Genomic DNA, 17,156 nt, shown 5'->3' on the forward strand with positions numbered 1-17,156 from the left:
CGCCATGAGCCAGACCCAAGACACTGCGGCCCCGGCCGCCTCCAACCGCCGCGGCAACCTGCTGCGCGGCCTGTTCGTGATCGTCGTGCTGCTGCTTGCCGCACTGGCGCTGTGGTACTTCATGTTCGGCCGTTGGTTCGAAGAGACCGACGACGCCTACGTGCAGGGCAACCAGGTACAGATCACCCCGCTGGTGGCCGGTACCGTGGTCGCCATCAACGCCGATGACGGCATGCGCGTGGAGCGCGGCCAGCTGCTGGTGCAGCTGGACCCGTCCGACACGTCGGTGGCGCTGCAGCAGGCCGAAGCCAACCTGGCCAAGACCGTGCGCCAGACCCGTGGCCTGTACCGCAGCGTGGAAGGTGCGCAGGCGGACCTGAACGCGCGCCAGGTGACCCTGAAGCGCGTGCGCGAAGATTTCGCTCGCCGCAAGGATCTGGCCGCCACCGGCGCCATTTCCAATGAAGAACTGGCCCATGCCCGTGACGAGCTGGCCGCTGCCGAAGCCGCCGTGGCCGGTTCGCGCGAGACCGTCGAGCGCAACCGCGCGCTGGTCGACGACACCGTGATCGCCACCCAGCCGGACGTGCAGGCGGCCGCCGCGCAGCTGCGCCAGGCCTTCCTCAACAACGCCCGCGCCGGCATCGTCGCGCCGGTCACCGGCTACGTTGCCCGTCGTTCGGTGCAGGTCGGCCAGCGCGTGCAGCCGGGCAACGCGCTGATGGCGGTAGTGCCGACCGAGCAGATGTGGGTCGAAGCCAACTTCAAGGAAACCCAGCTGCGCCACATGCGCCTGGGCCAGGAAGTGGAGCTGAAGTCGGACCTGTACGCCGGTGACGTGAAGTACAAGGGTCGCGTCCAGAGCCTGGGCCTGGGCACCGGCTCGGCGTTCTCGCTGCTGCCGGCGCAGAACGCCAGCGGCAACTGGATCAAGATCGTGCAGCGCGTGCCGGTCCGCATCGCCATCGATGCCAAGCAGCTGGCCGAACACCCGCTGCGCATCGGCCTGTCGATGAAGGCTGAAGTGAGCCTGCGCGACCAGAAGGGCGAAGTGCTGCCGAGCACTGCGGCCAAGGGCACGGTGTTCGACACCGACGTGTATGCCAAGCAGCTGCATGATGCCGACGAGGTGATCCATACGATCATCCAGGGCAACCTGCCGCAGCAGCAGGCGAAGGTGGGCTGAGGTCGCCATGTCCGCACAAGCTCCAGCCGCGCCCGGCGCTCCGGGTGCACCGGCGGCGCCGGGTGCGGCCTCCGGGTTCCTGCCGCCCAGCGTCGCCCTGTGTACCGTCGGCCTGGCGATGGCCTCGTTCATGCAGGTGCTCGATACCACCATCGCCAACGTCTCGCTGCCGACCATCGCCGGCAATCTCGGTGCCAGTTCGCAGCAGGCGACCTGGGTCATCACCTCGTTTGCGGTCAGCACGGCCATCGCGCTGCCGCTGACCGGCTGGCTCAGCCGCCGTTTCGGCGAACGCAAGCTGTTCGTCTGGGCCACGCTGGCCTTTGTCATCACCTCGCTGCTGTGCGGCCTGGCGCAGAGCATGGGCATGCTGGTGGTGTCGCGTGCGCTGCAGGGCTTCGTGGCCGGCCCGATGTACCCGATCACGCAGTCGCTGCTGGTCTCGATCTACCCGCGTGAGAAACGTGGGCAGGCATTGGCGCTGCTGGCGATGATCACGGTGGTTGCGCCGATCTGCGGCCCCATCCTCGGTGGCTGGATCACCGACAACTACAGCTGGGAATGGATCTTCCTGATCAATGTGCCGCTGGGCATCTTTGCCGCGCTGGTGGTGGGCAACCAGTTGAAGGGGCGCCCGGAGCACATCGAGAAGCCGAAGATGGACTATGTCGGCCTGGTCACCCTGGTGATCGGTGTCGGTGCGCTGCAGCTGGTGCTCGACCTGGGCAATGACGAGGACTGGTTCTCGTCGATGAAGATCGTGGTGCTGGCGTGTGTGGCTGTGGTCACGCTGACGGTGTTCCTGATCTGGGAACTGACCGACAAGGATCCGATCGTCGACCTGAAGCTGTTCCGGCATCGCAACTTCCGCGCCGGTACGCTGGCGATGGTGGTGGCGTACGCGGCGTTCTTCAGCGTGGCCCTGCTGATTCCGCAGTGGCTGCAGCGTGACATGGGTTACACCGCGATCTGGGCGGGCCTGGCGACGGCGCCGATCGGCATCCTGCCGGTGATCATGACCCCGTTCGTGGGCAAGTACGCATCGCGCTTCGACATGCGCATGCTGGCCACGGTCGCGTTCATCGTGTTGTCGATGACCAGTTTCCTGCGTTCGAACTTCAACCTGCAGGTGGACTACACCCACGTGGCCGGCGTGCAGTTGATCATGGGCATCGGCGTCGCGCTGTTCTTCATGCCGGTGCTGCAGATCCTGCTGTCGGACCTGGATGGGCGCGAGATCGCGGCGGGCTCCGGCCTGGCCACCTTCCTGCGTACGCTGGGCGGCAGTTTCGCGGCGTCGCTGACGACGTGGCTGTGGGCGCGGCGCACCCAGGTGCACCATGCTGACCTGACCGAGCACATCTCGGTCTATCAGCCGGGCATGCAGGACCAGGTGACGGCGATGGGGCAGGGCGACCTGCAACATGGTGCCGCGGTACTGAACAACATGATCAACCACCAGGCATCGCAGATGGGCTTCAACGACATCTTCTTCCTGCTGGGCTGGATCTTCCTGGCGATCATCGCGTTCCTGTGGCTGGCCAAACCGCCGTTCGGTGCAGGCGCAGGTGCGGCGGCCGGCGGCGGGCACTGAAAACTCCCTGGAAACACGTGCTGTATTTTGACCCCGCCGCAAGGCGGGGTTTTTGTTTGTGCAACGCGGGTCGCACGGGCCCTGCCGTTGGGGGAGTGCAGCGGCGCAGGTTCAGCGCGTGCGATAGATGCGCTTGAACACCACCCGATCACGGAACAATCGGGAAATGGCCCACATTCCCGCCACAAGTACGGCGCCGCACGTGATCCAGCCGGCAGTGGCCTGCAATCGGCTGCCGACCAGTGCGCCGCAGATGATGGCGGCGACAAAGACGAACATTACGGCCTCCTTCGATGCGCCGTAGTGGACCTCGGCCTGGCATCCCACGCATACGCGTACGCCGTGGTTCGAGCCGGTGTGGCAGTGAGGGCAGATGATGCTGCGCTGCATTGGGGCGTCCTTTGGGGAAAGGGGAGGGCGCTGGTCAGGTCGTGGCGATAGACCTGCAACCGGCTCCCGTAAATCTGCCTTCCACCGAAAAGGAATCGGGTAGATCTCCGACTAGGAAAATTACGAATTGAACGCGCAATGTGAAATGCGACCCAGAAGAAAGCCGTTCAGGGTTTGGTGACGACGCGCCGGGAGGAGGTATGCACCAGCGGGTGACGCCTGGGTGGTGCGAGATACGACAGTTCGAGCGGTAGATGCGATGCCACGCTCGCCAAACCCCGGAAACGAAAAAACCCGCTTTCGCGGGTTTGATCATCTTGAGTCGTGGTGCCCAGGAGAGGACTCGAACCTCCACGGTTTTACCCGCTAGTACCTGAAACTAGTGCGTCTACCAATTCCGCCACCTGGGCGACTCAGGAGACGAATTGTGCGGTACGGCAGAGGATGTGTCAACAACATTTCACAGCTTTTTCTGCGGCTGCACGCCCAGGTGAAGCAGCAGGCTGCGCATTGCCGATGACAACTGCGCCCACTCGGCAAAACAGGCGCACAGGCGGCGCTGTGCCCACGCATCGGCGAGCGGTACGGCGACGGTATGCGTGCTGCGCCGATGCTGGCGGGCGATGGTCTGCGGCACGATGCCGATACCAATGTCGTGGCCGACCATGATGCACACCCCTTCGAAGGTCTTCATGCGGATGCGCACGTCCAGGCGCCGCCCGATGTCGCGTGCCTGGTCCTCGATGTAGGTCTGCAGTGCATTGCCATCGGCCAGGGCGACGAAAGTCTCTCCGGCAACATCGGCGAAGGCCAGGCTGCGTCGCGATGCGAGGCGATGGTCTGCGGGCAGCAGCATCACCAGTGGATCTTCGGCCACCACATGCTGCTGCAGGCCGGCAGCGTCGACCGCATCACTGATGATGCCGGCCTCGGCCTGGCCAGCGCTGATCGCACGCACGACTTCGGGGCTGGTGCGCTCCAGCAGTTCCACGTGCAGGCGTGGGCGTTCGGCCAGCCACGGTGCCAGCCGCGAGGGCAGGTAGTTGGTCAGTGCAGCGGTATTGGCATACAGATGCAGGGTACCGCGCGCGCCATGCGCGAATGCCTGCAGTTCGCCGCGCAGCTGCGCCTGCTGCTGCAGGATCAGGCGTGCATGGTGGGCGAGGGCGGCGCCGGCTTCAGTCAGGCTGACGCCACGCGGATGGCGGTTCAGCAGCACGGTGCCGGCATCGGCTTCGATCGTGCGCAGGCGTTCGCTGGCCGAGGCCAGGGCCAGGTTCGCCTGCGCCGCGCCGGCCGTGATGCTGCCCGCCTCGGCAATCGCCAGGAACAGGCGCAGGTCGGCGATATCCATCCGCATGTCATGCCCTCATCGCAACGCCCGAGCCTTCGGATCAGCCGAAGGGTGGGGCGGGAAGACCGCATTGTGCGCCGGGCGACGGCCCGATCCAATGAAGGCATGAATGAATCGATGTACTTCTACGCGCTGCTGGTGGTGGTGTTCGTGCTGGCTGGCGTGGTCAAGGGCGTGACCGGCATGGGGTTGCCGACGGTGGCGATGGGGCTGCTCGGTGGCGCGTTGTCGCCGGTGGCGGCGGCATCGATGCTGTTCATCCCCACCTTTGTCACCAACGCGTGGCAGCTGTTGTCCGGCCCGTCGCTGGGCCCCATCGTGCGGCGCCTGTGGCCGATGATGCTGGCGGTGGTGGCGGTGACACTGGGTTCGGCGGCGCTGCTGGTGCGGGTCGATCGCACCAGGTCGCGCGTTGCGCTGGGAGTGGCGCTGGTGGTCTATGCCGTCTATGCCCTGCTTGCACCGGTGTTTCGCGTGCCGCAGCGGCGCGAGCGTTGGCTGGGGCCGCTGGTGGGGGCATTGTCGGGCGTGGTGACCGGCGCCACCGGCGTGTTCGTGATGCCGGCGGTACCGTATCTGCAGTCGCTGGGATTGCAGCGCGAGGAGCTGGTGCAGGCGTTGGGGCTGGCCTTCACTGTGTCGACGATTTCGCTGACCACCGGCCTGGTGCTGCATGGCGCATTCGGCATCCAGCAGCTGGGGCTGAGTGCGTTGGCGGTGCTGCCGGCATTGCTGGGCATGTGGCTGGGGCAGGTGATCCGGCAGCGCATCAGTGCACGGGTGTTCCGGGCCTGCTTCCTGGGTTTCCTGCTGCTGCTCGGGCTGGAGCTGGTGCTGCGGCCGTTGTTGTGATGCCGGTGGCCGCAATGCCGGATTCCGGGCATGAAAAAACCCGCTTTCGCGGGTTTTTCTCATTCTCGACGTGGTGCCCAGGAGAGGACTCGAACCTCCACGGTTTTACCCGCTAGTACCTGAAACTAGTGCGTCTACCAATTCCGCCACCTGGGCGTCGAGGAGCGAGATTATGGGGTGTTGTGACGGGGGTGTCAACACCTGTGCCCGGTATGCCTGCGAGGGGGCTCACAAGGGCAGCCAGGCCCCCATGCATCCCACCCGTTTGCCGTCTGGATTGCCGCACGTTTTGGCCCGATGATGCAGCGCTGACCGATGCGGCGCAGGGAGCATGCCTGCCGTGGTCGGGTTGGAAACGAGATCCTGGCATGCAGCAGCAAGGAGTGAATGGTGGAGTGTCGGTCGTGCGGTGCGCCCCTGCGGGCAGCAATGCGGGTGTGTGCCTACTGTGGAAGCCTGGCGGAAGAGGCAGCGGCGGTCGGGCCCGCGATGGATGCCTGGAGTGCCGGCGAAGCGGAGCCGCGTGCCCTGGAGGCCTCCTTGCGTCGCGAGCTCGCGTTTCTTGTCGAGCAGCAGGTTGAAACCGGTCATCCGAGCATTGCCCGGAAGATTGAAAACGTCGAGCGGAGGCTCGGCGCACTTTTGCAGCAAACAGGGGGAGTGTAAGTGTCGGATGCAGCAGATTCCTTCGTCGAGAAAACCTTCGACGAGTTCACCGAAAAGACCGAAATCACGCATGTCCAGCAGTTCATGTGGGGAGAGGGCAACCTCTACATCCGCGATTACCTGGACGAGGTCGCCATCAGCTCGGAAAATCTGAGCGCGTTCAATGCCCGGTTTACACTGCGGCGTGTCAAGACGGCTGAGCTCGATGTCCTTGTGCTCGATTGCGTGGTGATCCGTGCCGATGATTGGTTTCATGCGCGCGATGGTGTGATCATCTTCAATTGCGACCAGGTCAATCAACGGGTCGAGTTCACCGAGCAGGACACCCAGGTCGAGCACATCGGTGGCCAGCTGTTCTGCTTCGAGAATGGGCGTTACATCATCTCCGAAGCGCTTCTGAAGACGATCTGCGCTGCTCAGGTCCTGAAAGTGCGCATCCAGGGCGCGACCGTCCATTCGGATCCGCCGCTGGACTGGTGCCAGGGATTCCAGAAGTACTGCAGGCAGTTCTACAACAACGTCTACGATGCCAGCGCCTGGCCCGAAGCGGTGGCCGGTGGCCTGCCGCCGCCGGCGAAGACGGGGTGTTTCATTGCCACGGCGGCCATGGGCTCATATGAGGATGGCAGCGTGCGGGTGCTGCGGCGGTATCGGGACCGCGTGCTGCGCAGGACAGCGGCAGGCCGCCGCTTTGTCAGGCTCTACTATCGCTGCTCGCCGCCGGTGGCTCGCCTGATCGAGGGCAGTGCGCTGGCCCGTGGCGCTACGCGGGTGCTGCTTGTTGCACCGCTGGCTGCGTGGGCGCGCCGTCGCCTGTCTGCCAACATGATCGAGGCCTGACTGCATGGCGCTCATTGATGTCGTTGCGTTCGAGAACACTGCGCAGGACTTCGTCTGGAAGTTTCCCTCCACCCGCCTGAGGTGGGGTTCGCAGCTGGTGGTGAAGCCTGGCCAGGTCGCGTTCTTCGTCTACCGCGGCACCATCCGCGAGGAGGTGCGCGAAGGGACGATTACGCTCGATACGCACAACCTGCCTTTCCTGACCACGCTCACCAGCGTGCCGTTCGGAATGGACAGTCCGTTCCAGGCCGAAGTCTGGTTCGTCAATCTCGTCTCGAAGCTGGACAACCTGTGGGGGACCCGTCGCCCGATCCAGCTGGAGGATCCCCGATACGGCGTGGTCGTGCCGGTGCGCGCCTATGGCCAGTACGGTTTCCGGATCACCGACGCGCGGCGGTTCCTGGAGTCGCTGGTGGGGGCGGGGACCGGCTTTTCGGCCGGGCAGGTGGTCGAGTACTTCACCGGGGTGGTGCTGCAGGCCGTCAACGTGCACCTGGCGCGCGCGCTGACGACGCTGCGCATCTCCGTCGTCGAAGCGTCGCTGCACCTTGAGGAGATTGCTGCGCAATGCAGTGCGGCCATCGATGAAGAGATGGGTCAATTCGGCGTCAGCGTCGTCAATTTCTACTTCCACTCGGTCAACGTACCGGAAGACGATCCGAGCTTCCGGCGGCTGAAGGAACTGAAGGAAAAGACGGCTGAGCTGAACATGCTGGGGCGCGATATCTACCAGTACGACAGGTCGATCGACGTGTTGAAAACCGCAGCGGCCAACGAAGGCAATCCGGCGGTGCAGGCCGGGCTGGGGCTCGGTGCTGGCCTGGGGTTGGGGCGGGGCATGGCAAGTCAGCTGGATGCGCTGACGCCGCGTCTGCCGGCACAGCCTCCCTTGCTTCCTGTCGCCACGCAGTACTTCCTGGCCGTGGACGGCAATGCGTCGGGGCCTCACGGCCTTGAGCAGGTGTTGCGCCTCCTGCGTGAGCGTCGCATCACTGTGGAGACACTGGTCTGGCATGAGGGATTGCCTGCCTGGAAGGCGGTGCGGGAGATCCCGCCGCTTGCAGAAGGGGGCATGCCACCGATCCCGGGTGACCCGCCGCCGCTGCCCTAGCGCCTCTACCGGTTATCCGCCGGGACGCCGATGGCGGCGTCCCGTTTCCATGCCGCCATTGCTGGCGTGGGGGACGGGCATAACGCAAAAACCCCGCCATGGCGGGGTTCTGTGCGGCCGAAGCCTTGAAACGTGGTGCCCAGGAGAGGACTCGAACCTCCACGGTTTTACCCGCTAGTACCTGAAACTAGTGCGTCTACCAATTCCGCCACCTGGGCGTTCCAGAGGCGCAATTGTGAAGATGAATCCGCAGGCTGTCAACGACTTCCTGAATATTTTTCACGCAAGGCCTTCAAGACGGCCACTGACCCGTTCTGCACGCCGTCAACGGCTACCATGTAGGGCGATGACTACCAAAAAACCAAGCAAGGGCGGGAGCACCTCCCGCAGCCAGGGCCCGAAGAAGGGCGCCAAGGCGGGCGCAGCCCGCACCACCAAGCCGGGCAAGCCGTTGCCGGGCTGGTTCCCCGAATTGAATGAGGGCGGCGCACCACCGCGTGGCCGCAAGGTCCGCAATACCGACGCGCCAGGCCCGACCCCGGGCCGCAAGCTGCCGCCGACCGGCAAGGTGATCGACGATCCCTATGCCGCGCGTGAAGCGGAGAAATACGAACAGCCCATCGCCAGCCGCGAGGCCATCCTGGCCCTGCTGGAGCGCTGCGAAGGGCCGCAGACCGCCGAGGAACTGGGCGCACGCCTGGGCCTGACCGCACCCGATCGTGCCGAAGCGCTGTCGCGCCGGCTCGGTGCCATGGTCCGTGATGGCCAGCTGGTGCAGAACCGCCGTGGCGGCTTCGCCCCGATCCAGACCCTGAACCTGGTCACCGGCGTGGTGATCGCCAACCCGGAAGGGTTCGGCTTCCTGCGCCCGGTCGAGGGGGGCGACGACCTGTTCCTGCCCCCGTATGAAATGCGCAAGGTCATGCACGGTGACAAGGTGCTGGCCCGCGTGACCGGCATCGACCACCGTGGCCGTCGCGAAGGCAGCATTGCGCGCGTGCTCGAACGCGGCATGACCCGCCTGATCGGTCGCTTCAGCATCGAGATGGGCATCAATTACGTGGTGCCCGATGACAAGCGCATCCAGCGCAACGTGCAGGTACCGCCGGACCAGACCGGTGGCGCGCGCGATGGCCAGCTGGTGGTCTGCGAACTGACCCAGGCGCCGGACAGCCGCCGCCCGCCGATCGGCCGCATCATCGCCGTGCTCGGCGACAAGCTGACCGCATCGCTGGTGGTGGAGACCGCGATCCACGGCCACGAGCTGCCGTTCGAGTTCCCGCAGGAGGTGCTGGACGAAGCCGCCTCGGTGCCGATGGTGGTTGAACCGGCGATGATCGGCGACCGTGTCGATCTGCGCAGCACGCCGCTGGTCACCATCGACGGTGAAGATGCCAAGGACTTCGACGACGCGGTGTACTGCGAGCCGAATGCCGACGGTTTCCGCCTGGTGGTGGCGATTGCCGATGTTTCGAACTACGTCCGTCCCGGCACGCCGCTGGACGAGGAAGCGCAGAAGCGTGCGACTTCGGTCTACTTCCCCGGCTTCGTGGTGCCGATGCTGCCGGAGACGCTCTCCAACGGCATCTGTTCGTTGATGCCGAAGGTCGACCGCATGTGCTTCGTCTGCGACATGCAGATCGACCGCGACGGCCTGGTGACGCATTCGCGCTTCTACGAGGCGGTGATGAACTCGCACGCGCGCCTGACCTATACCCAGGTGTGGAAGGCGGTGGGCGAGGACGATGCCGATACCAAGGCCTGGATGGGTGACCTGCTGCCGCAGGTGCAGCGCCTGCACCAGCTGTACAAGGTGCTGTCCAAGGCGCGCGCGAAGCGCGGTGCCATCGAGTTCGAAAGCAGTGAAGTGCGCTTCGTGCTGGACAACCGCGGTGAAGTGACCCAGGCCGGCATGCTGGTGCGCAACGACGCGCACAAGCTGATCGAGGAATGCATGATCGCGGCCAACGTCGAGGCGGCGAAGTACCTGCTGTCGCGCCACGTGCCGGCCCCGTACCGCATCCACGAGAAGCCGCCGGAAACCAAGTACGCCGACCTGCTGGAGTTCCTCAAGGAGTTCAAGCTGAGCCTGCCGCCGTGGTCCAAGGTGCGCCCGGGTGACTACACCAAGCTGCTGAAGAAGATCCGCGACCGTCCCGATGCCACGCTGCTGGAATCGGTGCTGCTGCGCAGCCAGAGCCTGGCGATCTACAGCCCGGAGAACCACGGTCACTTCGGCCTGGCGCTGGAGGCGTACGCGCACTTCACCTCGCCGATCCGTCGCTATCCCGACCTGCTGGTGCACCGCGCGATCAAGCACGCGCTGTCCGGCAAGCCGTTGGACAAGTTCACCTACAACGCGCGCGAAATGGCTGCGCTGGCGCTGCAGTGCTCCGAGCGTGAGCGCCGTGCCGATGAAGCCGAGCGTGAGGTCGACGAGCGTTATCGCGCGGCGTGGATGGAAAAGCACGTGGGTGGCCAGTTCGATGGCGTGATCAGCGGCGTGACCAGCTTCGGCCTGTTCGTCGAGCTGGATGAGTCGAAAGTGCAGGGCCTGGTCCACGTGACCCAGCTGCCGCAGGACTATTACAAGTTCGACGCCACCCGCAAGACGCTGACCGGCGAGCGCCGTGGCGCCAGCTACCGGCTGGGTGACCGCGTGCGGATCCTGGTGCTGAAGGCCAGCATGGAAGAGCGCAAGATCGACTTCCGCCTGGTCGAACACAAGGGCGAGGACGAAGGCGATGGCCTACCGCCGCTGCCGGAGCGTGGAAAGCCGGCCAAGCGGACGAAGAAGCAGTATTGAAAGGTGTGCCGACCAATGGTCGGCACCTGCCTCACCCGGTAGGTGCCAACCGTTGGTTGGCACATCCCTCACCCGGTAGGTGCCAACCTTGGTTGGCACGACGTTACGGAGGACCGCAGATGCAGGGCCAACCCGAGTACAGCGGCGGCTGCCAGTGCGGCGCGATCCGCTTCCAGGCGCGTGGCGCGCTCACCGACAGCTCGATCTGCCATTGCCGGATGTGCCAGAAGGCCTTCGGTGCCTACTACGCGCCGCTGGTGTCGGTGCGCGGCGTGCAGTTCAGCTGGACCCGCGGCCAGCCGCGCTATTTCCAGTCGTCCAACGTGGTGCGGCGGGGCTTCTGCGCCGACTGCGGTACGCCGCTGACCTACGAGGCGCCGGACGGCGTGGCGGTGGCGGCCGGTGCCTTTGACGAACCCGAGCGCCTGCCGCCGACGATCCAGTACGGGGTCGAGCGCAAGCTGCCGTTCGTCGATACGTTGGCCAGCCTGCCGGCCCGTCGTACCGAGGAAGACATCGCCGCGCTGGATTTCCTGGCCACGATCGTGTCCCACCAGCATCCCGACCACGACACCCCACACTGGCCGCCGCGCAGCCGGTAACGCACCTGTAGAGCCGAGCCCACGCTCGGCTGGCGGGTCGCCGCAGCCTGAACCCAAGGCCGCCGGGTGCAGGCTCGGCTCTACAGGCGGCCCGCCGCAGCGCCCGGCCCGCCGATGCTCTACCATAGCCACCCCCTTTCCGGTCCCCGCCCGCATGAGCAAGAACAGCCAGTGGATTGTCGGCGTCAACGCCGTCGCCTCCTCCATCGAGAACGACGCCGAGAACGTCCGCGAAGTGCTGGTCGAGGCCGGTGCGAAGAACCCGCGCCTGACCGAGATCGAGGAAAATGCCCGCCGCAAGGGCATCGACGTGCGCAAGGTGAACAGCCAGGCGCTGGATGGCGTGGGTGGTTCGGTGCGCCACCAGGGCGTGGCCGCGCGCTATGCCGCCGCCCGTACCTACAGCGAGAACGAGCTGGAAGGCCTTGTCACTGCCGCCGAGGGCAAGGCCCTGCTGCTGGTGCTGGACGAGGTGCAGGACCCGCACAACCTCGGCGCCTGCCTGCGTTCGGCCGCTGCCGCCGGTGCGACCGCAGTGATCATCCCCAAGGACAAGTCGGCCACGGTCAATGCCACTGTGCGCAAGACCTCGGCCGGTGCCGCCGATCTGATCCCGGTGGTGGCGGTGACCAACCTGTCGCGCTGCCTGAAGGACCTGCAGAAGCAGGGCGTGTGGATCTATGGTCTGGCCGGCGAAGCCACCGCTTCGCTGTACCAGCTGGACCTGAAGGGCAACATCGCCCTGGTGCTGGGTGGCGAAGCCGACGGCCTGCGCCGACTGACCCGCGAGAACTGCGATGGCCTGGTCAAGATCCCGATGCCGGGCGAGATCGAGAGCCTGAACGTCTCCGTCGCCGCCGGCGTCAGCCTGTTCGAGGCCGTGCGCCAGCGCGGTTGATCTGTAGAGCCGAGCCCACGCTCGGCTGCTCTTCGTTGCAGCCGAGCGTGGGCTCGGCTCTACAGGACGGGCCTCAGCCCGCGCTGCCGCCCAGCGCCTTGAACAGGGTCACGTCGTTGTTCAGCTGGCCCTGGCGCACGCGCGCCAGTGACAGCTCGGCGTCGCGCCGGGTCTGCTGTGCCTCCAGCCAGGTGCGCAGATCGGTGGCACCCACGCGGTAGCGCACTTCCTGCGCGCGCTCCACTTCCACCGCTTCGTCATACGAAGCCTGCGAGGCCGCCACCTGGCGCGCCAGCTGCTCACGTGCCGACAGCGCGTTGTCCACTTCCGAGAGCGCGGTGTACAGCGTCTTGCGGAAGTTGGTTGCAGCAATCTGGTACGCCGTACCGGCGATGTCGGTATCCAGCTGCGCGCGCTGCAGGTTGAGGAACGGCAATGACAGGCCGGCGCCCAGCGTGGCCACCGGGTTGCGCAGCACATCGCCCAGCGAGGTTGCACTGGAGCCGAGGCTGCCGGTCAGGCTCAATGCCGGGTAGTACTGGGTCGCGGTGACCTTGATGGTCTTCAGGCTGTTGCGCAGGCGCAGTTCGGCTGCGCGCAGGTCGGGACGGCGGCCGAGCAGGTCGGTCGGCAGGCCTTCGTTGATCCCGGGGCTGCGTGCGGCCAGCAGGTCCTGCGGTTCGTCCTGCTGTGGCCACGGCGTGCCGTCCAGCAGCACGGTCAGCGCATTGCGCACTTCCACCCGCTGCTGTTCCAGCGCGCTCTGTGCGGAACGTTGCGACTGCAGGTTCTGCAGTGCCTGGCGTACTTCCAGGCGCGATACCGCACCGGCGTCGAAGCGGGCCTGGACCAGTTCGCGGGTACGTTCCAGCCGCTCCAGGTTGGCCTGGCCGGTGGCGATCGACTGGTTGAGATAGGCCAGGTTCCAGTACTGGGTGATGGTGTCGCCGATCACCAGCAGCGCGGTGTTCTGCCGGTCTTCCTCGCTGGCCTCGGCTTCCCAGCGGGCGATGTCGCGCTGGGTGCGCAGGCGGCCCCACAGATCGACCTCCCAGCCCAGCGAAACGCCGGTGGAATAGCTGCGACGCCAGTCATCAGCCTGGTCGGTGGCGCGGCTGGCGCTGCCACTGACCCCGGAAGACGAAGGCTGCGGCCACAGCGCGTTGCTGGCCAGGCCAGCCTGCAGGCGCGAACGCTGCACGGCCAGACCGGCGGCGGCCAGATCGCTGTTGGCGGCCAGCGCCTGCGCCACCAGACGGTCCAGTCGTTCATCGCCGAAGCCGGTCCACCAGGTGTCCTGGCGGATGTCGCGGCCGGGTGTATCCAGGCTGCTGCGCGGGTCGTCGGCCGGTGCGTTGAGGGTGGCATCGCCACGCCCGTAGCTGGCCGCCACGTCGGGGGCCTGCACCGGGTAGCGGCCCACCGATGCACAGCCTGAGAGGGCGAGCAGAACAGCGCCCACCAGCAGCAGGCGCGAGGGAGCAGGGAAGGGCAGTCGGGTCATCATCTTCATTCGCGGGCCAGGGCCTCCACCGGGTCGAGCTGCGCGGCATTGCGCGCGGGCAGGAAGCCGAACGCCACGCCGATCAGGGTCGAACAGGCGAAGGCGGCGACAATCGAGGCGGTGGAGAACAGCACCTGGAAGTCGCTGGCGAAGCGGCCGATCATCGAGCCCAGCAGCAGGGCCAGGCCGATGCCGAGCACGCCGCCGAGCAGGCACACCAGCACCGCTTCGATCAGGAACTGTTGGCGGATATCACTCTGCCGCGCACCCACGGCCATGCGCACGCCGATCTCACGCGTACGCTCGGTGACCGACACCAGCATGATGTTCATCACGCCGATGCCACCGACCAGCAGCGCGATGGCGGCGATCGCGCCGATCAGCAGCGTCATCGTGCGCGTGGTCTGTTCGATGGTCTGGCGGATCTCGGCGCTGTTGCTGAGGAAGAAATCCTCGGTGCCATGGCGCATCGTCAGCAAGCGGGTGATCGCTTCCTGCGCCGCATCCATCGGCGTGTCGTCGTCCACGCGCACGGTGATGCTGGAGACGTGGCTCTGGCCGAGCATGCGCGACATCACCGTGGTGTACGGCACCCACACGCTGAGGCTGGTGCTGCCGCCGAAACCGAAACTCTGGCGCTTGGCCACGCCGACCACGCGTGCTGGCACGTTGCCGAGCAGGATCACCTGGCCGACCGGGTCGACATCGGGGAAGAACTGGGTCTGGGTGTTCTCGTCGATCACCGCCACCTGGCCGAGGCCCTTCACTGCATCACTGTCGAAGAAGCTGCCACTGAGCAGGGTCACGCCCTTGACCCGGAAGAACTGTTCGCCGACGCCGCTGACCTGGGCGGTGGACGACTGGTTGCGGTAACGCGCGGTGACCGAGGTCGACACGCTGGGCGTGGCGCTGTCCACGTAGCTCTGCTTTGCCAGTGCATCGGCATCGCTGGCCTTGAGCGTCTGTACCCGCGCCGAGCGCATGTCGCCGAAACCACGGCCTGGATAGACGTCGATGGTGTTGGTGCCGAGCGCGCTGATGTTCTGCAGGATCTGCTGCTGCGAGCCATTGCCCAGCGCCACCACCGAGACCACCGAGGCGATGCCGATGATGATGCCGAGCATGGTCAGGAAGGTGCGCAGCCGATGCGCGTTCATCGCCAGCAGTGCCATGCGGAACGCTTCGGTGAAGCGGTCGCGGGCCGCCCGCCAGCTGTTGCCGCGGGCGACGCCGGTGCTGGCCTCGCGCTGCGCACGGTAGGTCGGTGCGTTCGGGTTGGCGCGGTCGGCGATGATCTCGCCGTCGCGGATCTCGATGATGCGCTGTGCGTGTTCGGCCACGCTCATGTCGTGGGTGACGATGATGATGGTGTGGCCTTCGGCGTGCAGCTCGCCGAGGATCGCCATCACTTCCTCGCCGGATTTCGTGTCGAGCGCGCCGGTGGGTTCGTCGGCCAGGATCACCTCGCCGCCGTTCATCAGGGCACGTGCGATCGACACGCGCTGCTGTTGGCCACCGGACAGCTGCCCCGGCTTGTGGTGCATGCGGTCGCTCAGGCCCAGCCGCTGCAGCAGCTGCTCGGCCCGTGCGTTGCGCACTGCGCCGGGGCTGCCGGCATACACCGCCGGCACTTCCACGTTGCCGCGCGCGTCCAGGTCGCCCAGCAGGTGATAGCGCTGGAAGATGAAACCGAAATGTTCGCGGCGCAGTTCGGCCAGCTCGTCCGGTTCCATCTTCCCGGTTTCGCGGCCGGCCACCTGGTAGCTGCCACGGGTAGGGCGGTCGAGGCAGCCGAGGATGTTCATCAGCGTCGACTTGCCCGAGCCGGACTGGCCGACGATGGCCACCATCTCACCGGCGTGGATGTCCAGGTTGACGTCACGCAGCACGGCGATCACATCGTCGCCGGCCGGGAATTCGCGTCGCAGGTCGCGCAGGCGCAGCAGCGGCGCCGTCGTGCTCATCGGCGCCCCATGCCCGGGCCGCCGACCCGCATCTGCATGCCGCTGCGGTTGCCGCCGCCAGCGCTGGCACCGGCCGCACCGGCTTCGCCGACCACCACGCGCTCGCCTTCCTTCAGCCCGGACAGGATCTCGGCCGAGGCGCCGTTGTTGATGCCCACGCTGACCTTGCGCGGCTGCGGCTGGCCCTTGTCGTCCAGTACCCGCACCATGCGCTCGTCGCCACGGCGCTTCGGCCCCAGTGCCACCGCCGGCACCATCAGCACATTCTTGGCCTGCTTGAGCAGCACGGAGACCTGGGCGGTCATGTCGATGCGCAGCGTGCCGTCCGGGTTCTCCACATCGAACAGCGCGTTGTAGTAGACCGCGCTGCTGGAACTGGAGCTGGACGAACTGCTGGAGCTGGATGAATTCTCGTTGGCGATCGAGGCCGGCGCCGGATTGATCTGGCGCAGGGTGGCGTGGTACTTGCGGTCCGGGTCGCCCAGCGTGGTGAAGTAGACCGGCATGCCGGCCTTGATCTTGACCACGTCGGCCTCGGAGATCTCGGCGTTGACGGTGACCACGTCCAGCCGCGCCAGCATGACGATGGTCGGCGCGGTCTGGTTGGCGTTCACGGTGCGGCCTTCCTCGGCCACCACCGCCACCACGGTGCCGTCCATCGGCGCGGTGATGCGGGTGTAGGCCAGGTTGGCACGGGCGGTGCCCAGTTCGGTTTCGCGGCCCTTGATCTGCGCCTCGTAGGACTGCAGCTGGGCGCGGGCGGTCTTCAGCTGTGCCTCGGCGGCATCGTATTCCTGGCGCGAGGTGGCTTCGGCGGCGAGCATCTGCTGCTGGCGCGCGAACTCCAGTTCGGCCTGGCGCAGGGTGGCCTGCTGCACGGCACGCTGGGCGGTGACCTGGTCCAGCGAGGCCTGCGCGTTGAGCACCTGGTTCTGCTGGGTGGTGGCGTCGATCTCGGCGATCAGATCGCCTTCCTTCACGGTGTCGCCCAGCTGCACCTTCAGCGACTTGATCTGGCCCGAGGCCTGGGCACCCACGCTGACCAGCTTGTAGGCGTCGATCACACCGGTGGCCTCCACCGTCTGCTCGATGTCACCACGGCTGACGGGCGTGGTCGCCACCGCCGGGGCGGCGGGCTTGCGCAGCAGCCACCAGGCGGCTGCGGCGACGGCAAGGGCAAGCAGGGCGATCAGTATCAGGCGACCCCGGCGGGTCGCGGGCAGCAGGCGGAACGTCACGTCGTGGCTTCACTCTCGGGGCCGCGGCGGCGGCGTTGGTGGGCATTGTGAAGACCGGGCGATGGGCGGCTCAATCCTCGGGGTATGTCTCTATGTAACACTGTCGGTGAATACGCGTAACCACAGGTATCCCGCCCACGGGTGGATACAC

The 17,156-nt window shown here is 66.3% G+C and carries 13 protein-coding genes, 3 tRNA genes and 1 pseudogene; 9 read left to right on the plus strand and 8 right to left on the minus strand.

Annotated features, from left to right (window positions below; translation table 11 throughout):
- Positions 1-4: 4 nt before the first annotated feature.
- Both emrA and emrB read left to right on the plus strand, forming a co-directional pair.
- Positions 5-1,186 carry a multidrug efflux MFS transporter periplasmic adaptor subunit EmrA gene (gene emrA / locus AC5P8D_RS08830; protein WP_010486273.1) on the plus strand — a complete coding sequence of 394 codons (1,182 nt, stop codon included), beginning with the start codon at positions 5-7 and terminating at the stop codon, positions 1,184-1,186.
- Positions 1,187-1,193: 7 nt separating this feature from the next.
- Positions 1,194-2,780: a multidrug efflux MFS transporter permease subunit EmrB gene (gene emrB / locus AC5P8D_RS08835; RefSeq protein ID WP_019336959.1), complete on the plus strand. Its 1,587-nt coding sequence runs from the start codon at positions 1,194-1,196 to the stop codon at positions 2,778-2,780.
- Positions 2,781-2,891: 111 nt separating this feature from the next.
- Here emrB and AC5P8D_RS08840 read toward each other — a convergent pair whose 3' ends face one another.
- The 3 genes from AC5P8D_RS08840 to AC5P8D_RS08850 form a co-directional block, all read right to left on the minus strand.
- Positions 2,892-3,170 (minus strand): hypothetical protein, encoded by a 279-nt coding sequence (locus AC5P8D_RS08840; protein WP_010486261.1) that lies wholly within the window; start codon positions 3,168-3,170, stop codon positions 2,892-2,894.
- Positions 3,171-3,495: 325 nt separating this feature from the next.
- A tRNA-Leu gene (locus AC5P8D_RS08845) sits at positions 3,496-3,580 on the minus strand.
- Between the two features lie 50 nt (positions 3,581-3,630).
- A complete protein-coding gene (locus AC5P8D_RS08850) occupies positions 3,631-4,530 on the minus strand; it encodes a LysR family transcriptional regulator (RefSeq protein WP_049411524.1) in 900 nt (299 codons plus the stop codon).
- Between the two features lie 99 nt (positions 4,531-4,629).
- On the opposite strand from AC5P8D_RS08850, the gene AC5P8D_RS08855 reads away from it, so the two are divergent.
- Positions 4,630-5,376 carry a sulfite exporter TauE/SafE family protein gene (locus AC5P8D_RS08855; protein WP_495203243.1) on the plus strand — a complete coding sequence of 249 codons (747 nt, stop codon included), beginning with the start codon at positions 4,630-4,632 and terminating at the stop codon, positions 5,374-5,376.
- A gap of 71 nt (positions 5,377-5,447) precedes the next feature.
- On the opposite strand, the gene AC5P8D_RS08860 is transcribed toward AC5P8D_RS08855, so the two are convergent.
- Positions 5,448-5,532, minus strand: a tRNA-Leu gene (locus AC5P8D_RS08860).
- Positions 5,533-5,916: 384 nt separating this feature from the next.
- Here AC5P8D_RS08860 and AC5P8D_RS08865 point away from each other — a divergent pair.
- The 3 genes from AC5P8D_RS08865 to AC5P8D_RS08875 are packed head-to-tail and all read left to right on the plus strand — an operon-like array spanning position 5,917 to position 7,993.
- Complete coding sequence (locus tag AC5P8D_RS08865; protein ID WP_258009581.1) at positions 5,917-6,042, plus strand: hypothetical protein; 126 nt, start codon at positions 5,917-5,919, stop codon at positions 6,040-6,042.
- Positions 6,043-6,882 carry a CFI-box-CTERM domain-containing protein gene (locus AC5P8D_RS08870; protein ID WP_049436501.1) on the plus strand — a complete coding sequence of 280 codons (840 nt, stop codon included), beginning with the start codon at positions 6,043-6,045 and terminating at the stop codon, positions 6,880-6,882.
- Positions 6,883-6,886: 4 nt separating this feature from the next.
- The gene (locus AC5P8D_RS08875) at positions 6,887-7,993 is read left to right on the plus strand and encodes an SPFH domain-containing protein (RefSeq protein ID WP_159359953.1); all 1,107 of its coding nucleotides are present in this window, start codon (positions 6,887-6,889) and stop codon (positions 7,991-7,993) included.
- A gap of 133 nt (positions 7,994-8,126) precedes the next feature.
- Here AC5P8D_RS08875 and AC5P8D_RS08880 read toward each other — a convergent pair.
- Positions 8,127-8,211, minus strand: a tRNA-Leu gene (locus tag AC5P8D_RS08880).
- A 359-nt stretch (positions 8,212-8,570) separates the two neighbouring features.
- On the opposite strand from AC5P8D_RS08880, the pseudogene rnr reads away from it, so the two are divergent.
- From rnr to rlmB, 3 genes and pseudogenes are all read left to right on the plus strand, one after another.
- Positions 8,571-10,799 (plus strand): annotated as a pseudogene (gene rnr, locus AC5P8D_RS08885) (ribonuclease R); the annotation flags it as partial.
- A 119-nt stretch (positions 10,800-10,918) separates the two neighbouring features.
- The gene (locus AC5P8D_RS08890; protein WP_010486247.1) at positions 10,919-11,401 is read left to right on the plus strand and encodes a GFA family protein; all 483 of its coding nucleotides are present in this window, start codon (positions 10,919-10,921) and stop codon (positions 11,399-11,401) included.
- 154 nt (positions 11,402-11,555) lie between these two features.
- Positions 11,556-12,299 (plus strand): 23S rRNA (guanosine(2251)-2'-O)-methyltransferase RlmB, encoded by a 744-nt coding sequence (gene rlmB / locus AC5P8D_RS08895; protein ID WP_005408775.1) that lies wholly within the window; start codon positions 11,556-11,558, stop codon positions 12,297-12,299.
- A 73-nt stretch (positions 12,300-12,372) separates the two neighbouring features.
- Here the strand turns inward: rlmB and AC5P8D_RS08900 are convergent, their stop codons facing one another.
- Genes AC5P8D_RS08900 through AC5P8D_RS08910 form a run of 3 tightly spaced genes read right to left on the minus strand, consistent with a single transcriptional unit; the run spans position 12,373 to position 17,005 of the window.
- The gene (locus AC5P8D_RS08900; RefSeq protein ID WP_099474807.1) at positions 12,373-13,812 is read right to left on the minus strand and encodes an efflux transporter outer membrane subunit; all 1,440 of its coding nucleotides are present in this window, start codon (positions 13,810-13,812) and stop codon (positions 12,373-12,375) included.
- The gene (locus AC5P8D_RS08905; RefSeq protein WP_010486241.1) at positions 13,809-15,767 is read right to left on the minus strand and encodes a MacB family efflux pump subunit; all 1,959 of its coding nucleotides are present in this window, start codon (positions 15,765-15,767) and stop codon (positions 13,809-13,811) included. The genes AC5P8D_RS08900 and AC5P8D_RS08905 overlap by 4 nt, the downstream gene beginning before the upstream one ends.
- A complete protein-coding gene (locus tag AC5P8D_RS08910) occupies positions 15,764-17,005 on the minus strand; it encodes an efflux RND transporter periplasmic adaptor subunit (protein ID WP_049411507.1) in 1,242 nt (413 codons plus the stop codon). Before AC5P8D_RS08910 ends, AC5P8D_RS08905 begins: the two co-directional genes overlap by 4 nt.
- Between the last annotated feature and the right edge of the window lie 151 nt (positions 17,006-17,156).

Source organism: Stenotrophomonas sp. YJH_SMC_101-4, assembly GCF_059370395.1.

What these genes read in the sequence shown, in the direction of transcription:
- AC5P8D_RS08850 (WP_049411524.1), bottom strand. Translation starts at nt 4,530, where the DNA reads ATGCGGATGGATATCGCCGACCTGCGCCTGTTCCTGGCGATTGCCGAG.
- AC5P8D_RS08840 (WP_010486261.1), bottom strand. Translation starts at nt 3,170, where the DNA reads ATGCAGCGCAGCATCATCTGCCCTCACTGCCACACCGGCTCGAACCAC.
- AC5P8D_RS08900 (WP_099474807.1), bottom strand. Translation starts at nt 13,812, where the DNA reads ATGAAGATGATGACCCGACTGCCCTTCCCTGCTCCCTCGCGCCTGCTG.
- emrA (WP_010486273.1), top strand. Translation starts at nt 5, where the DNA reads ATGAGCCAGACCCAAGACACTGCGGCCCCGGCCGCCTCCAACCGCCGC.
- AC5P8D_RS08875 (WP_159359953.1), top strand. Translation starts at nt 6,887, where the DNA reads ATGGCGCTCATTGATGTCGTTGCGTTCGAGAACACTGCGCAGGACTTC.
- rlmB (WP_005408775.1), top strand. Translation starts at nt 11,556, where the DNA reads ATGAGCAAGAACAGCCAGTGGATTGTCGGCGTCAACGCCGTCGCCTCC.
- AC5P8D_RS08905 (WP_010486241.1), bottom strand. Translation starts at nt 15,767, where the DNA reads ATGAGCACGACGGCGCCGCTGCTGCGCCTGCGCGACCTGCGACGCGAA.
- AC5P8D_RS08855 (WP_495203243.1), top strand. Translation starts at nt 4,630, where the DNA reads ATGAATGAATCGATGTACTTCTACGCGCTGCTGGTGGTGGTGTTCGTG.
- emrB (WP_019336959.1), top strand. Translation starts at nt 1,194, where the DNA reads ATGTCCGCACAAGCTCCAGCCGCGCCCGGCGCTCCGGGTGCACCGGCG.
- AC5P8D_RS08890 (WP_010486247.1), top strand. Translation starts at nt 10,919, where the DNA reads ATGCAGGGCCAACCCGAGTACAGCGGCGGCTGCCAGTGCGGCGCGATC.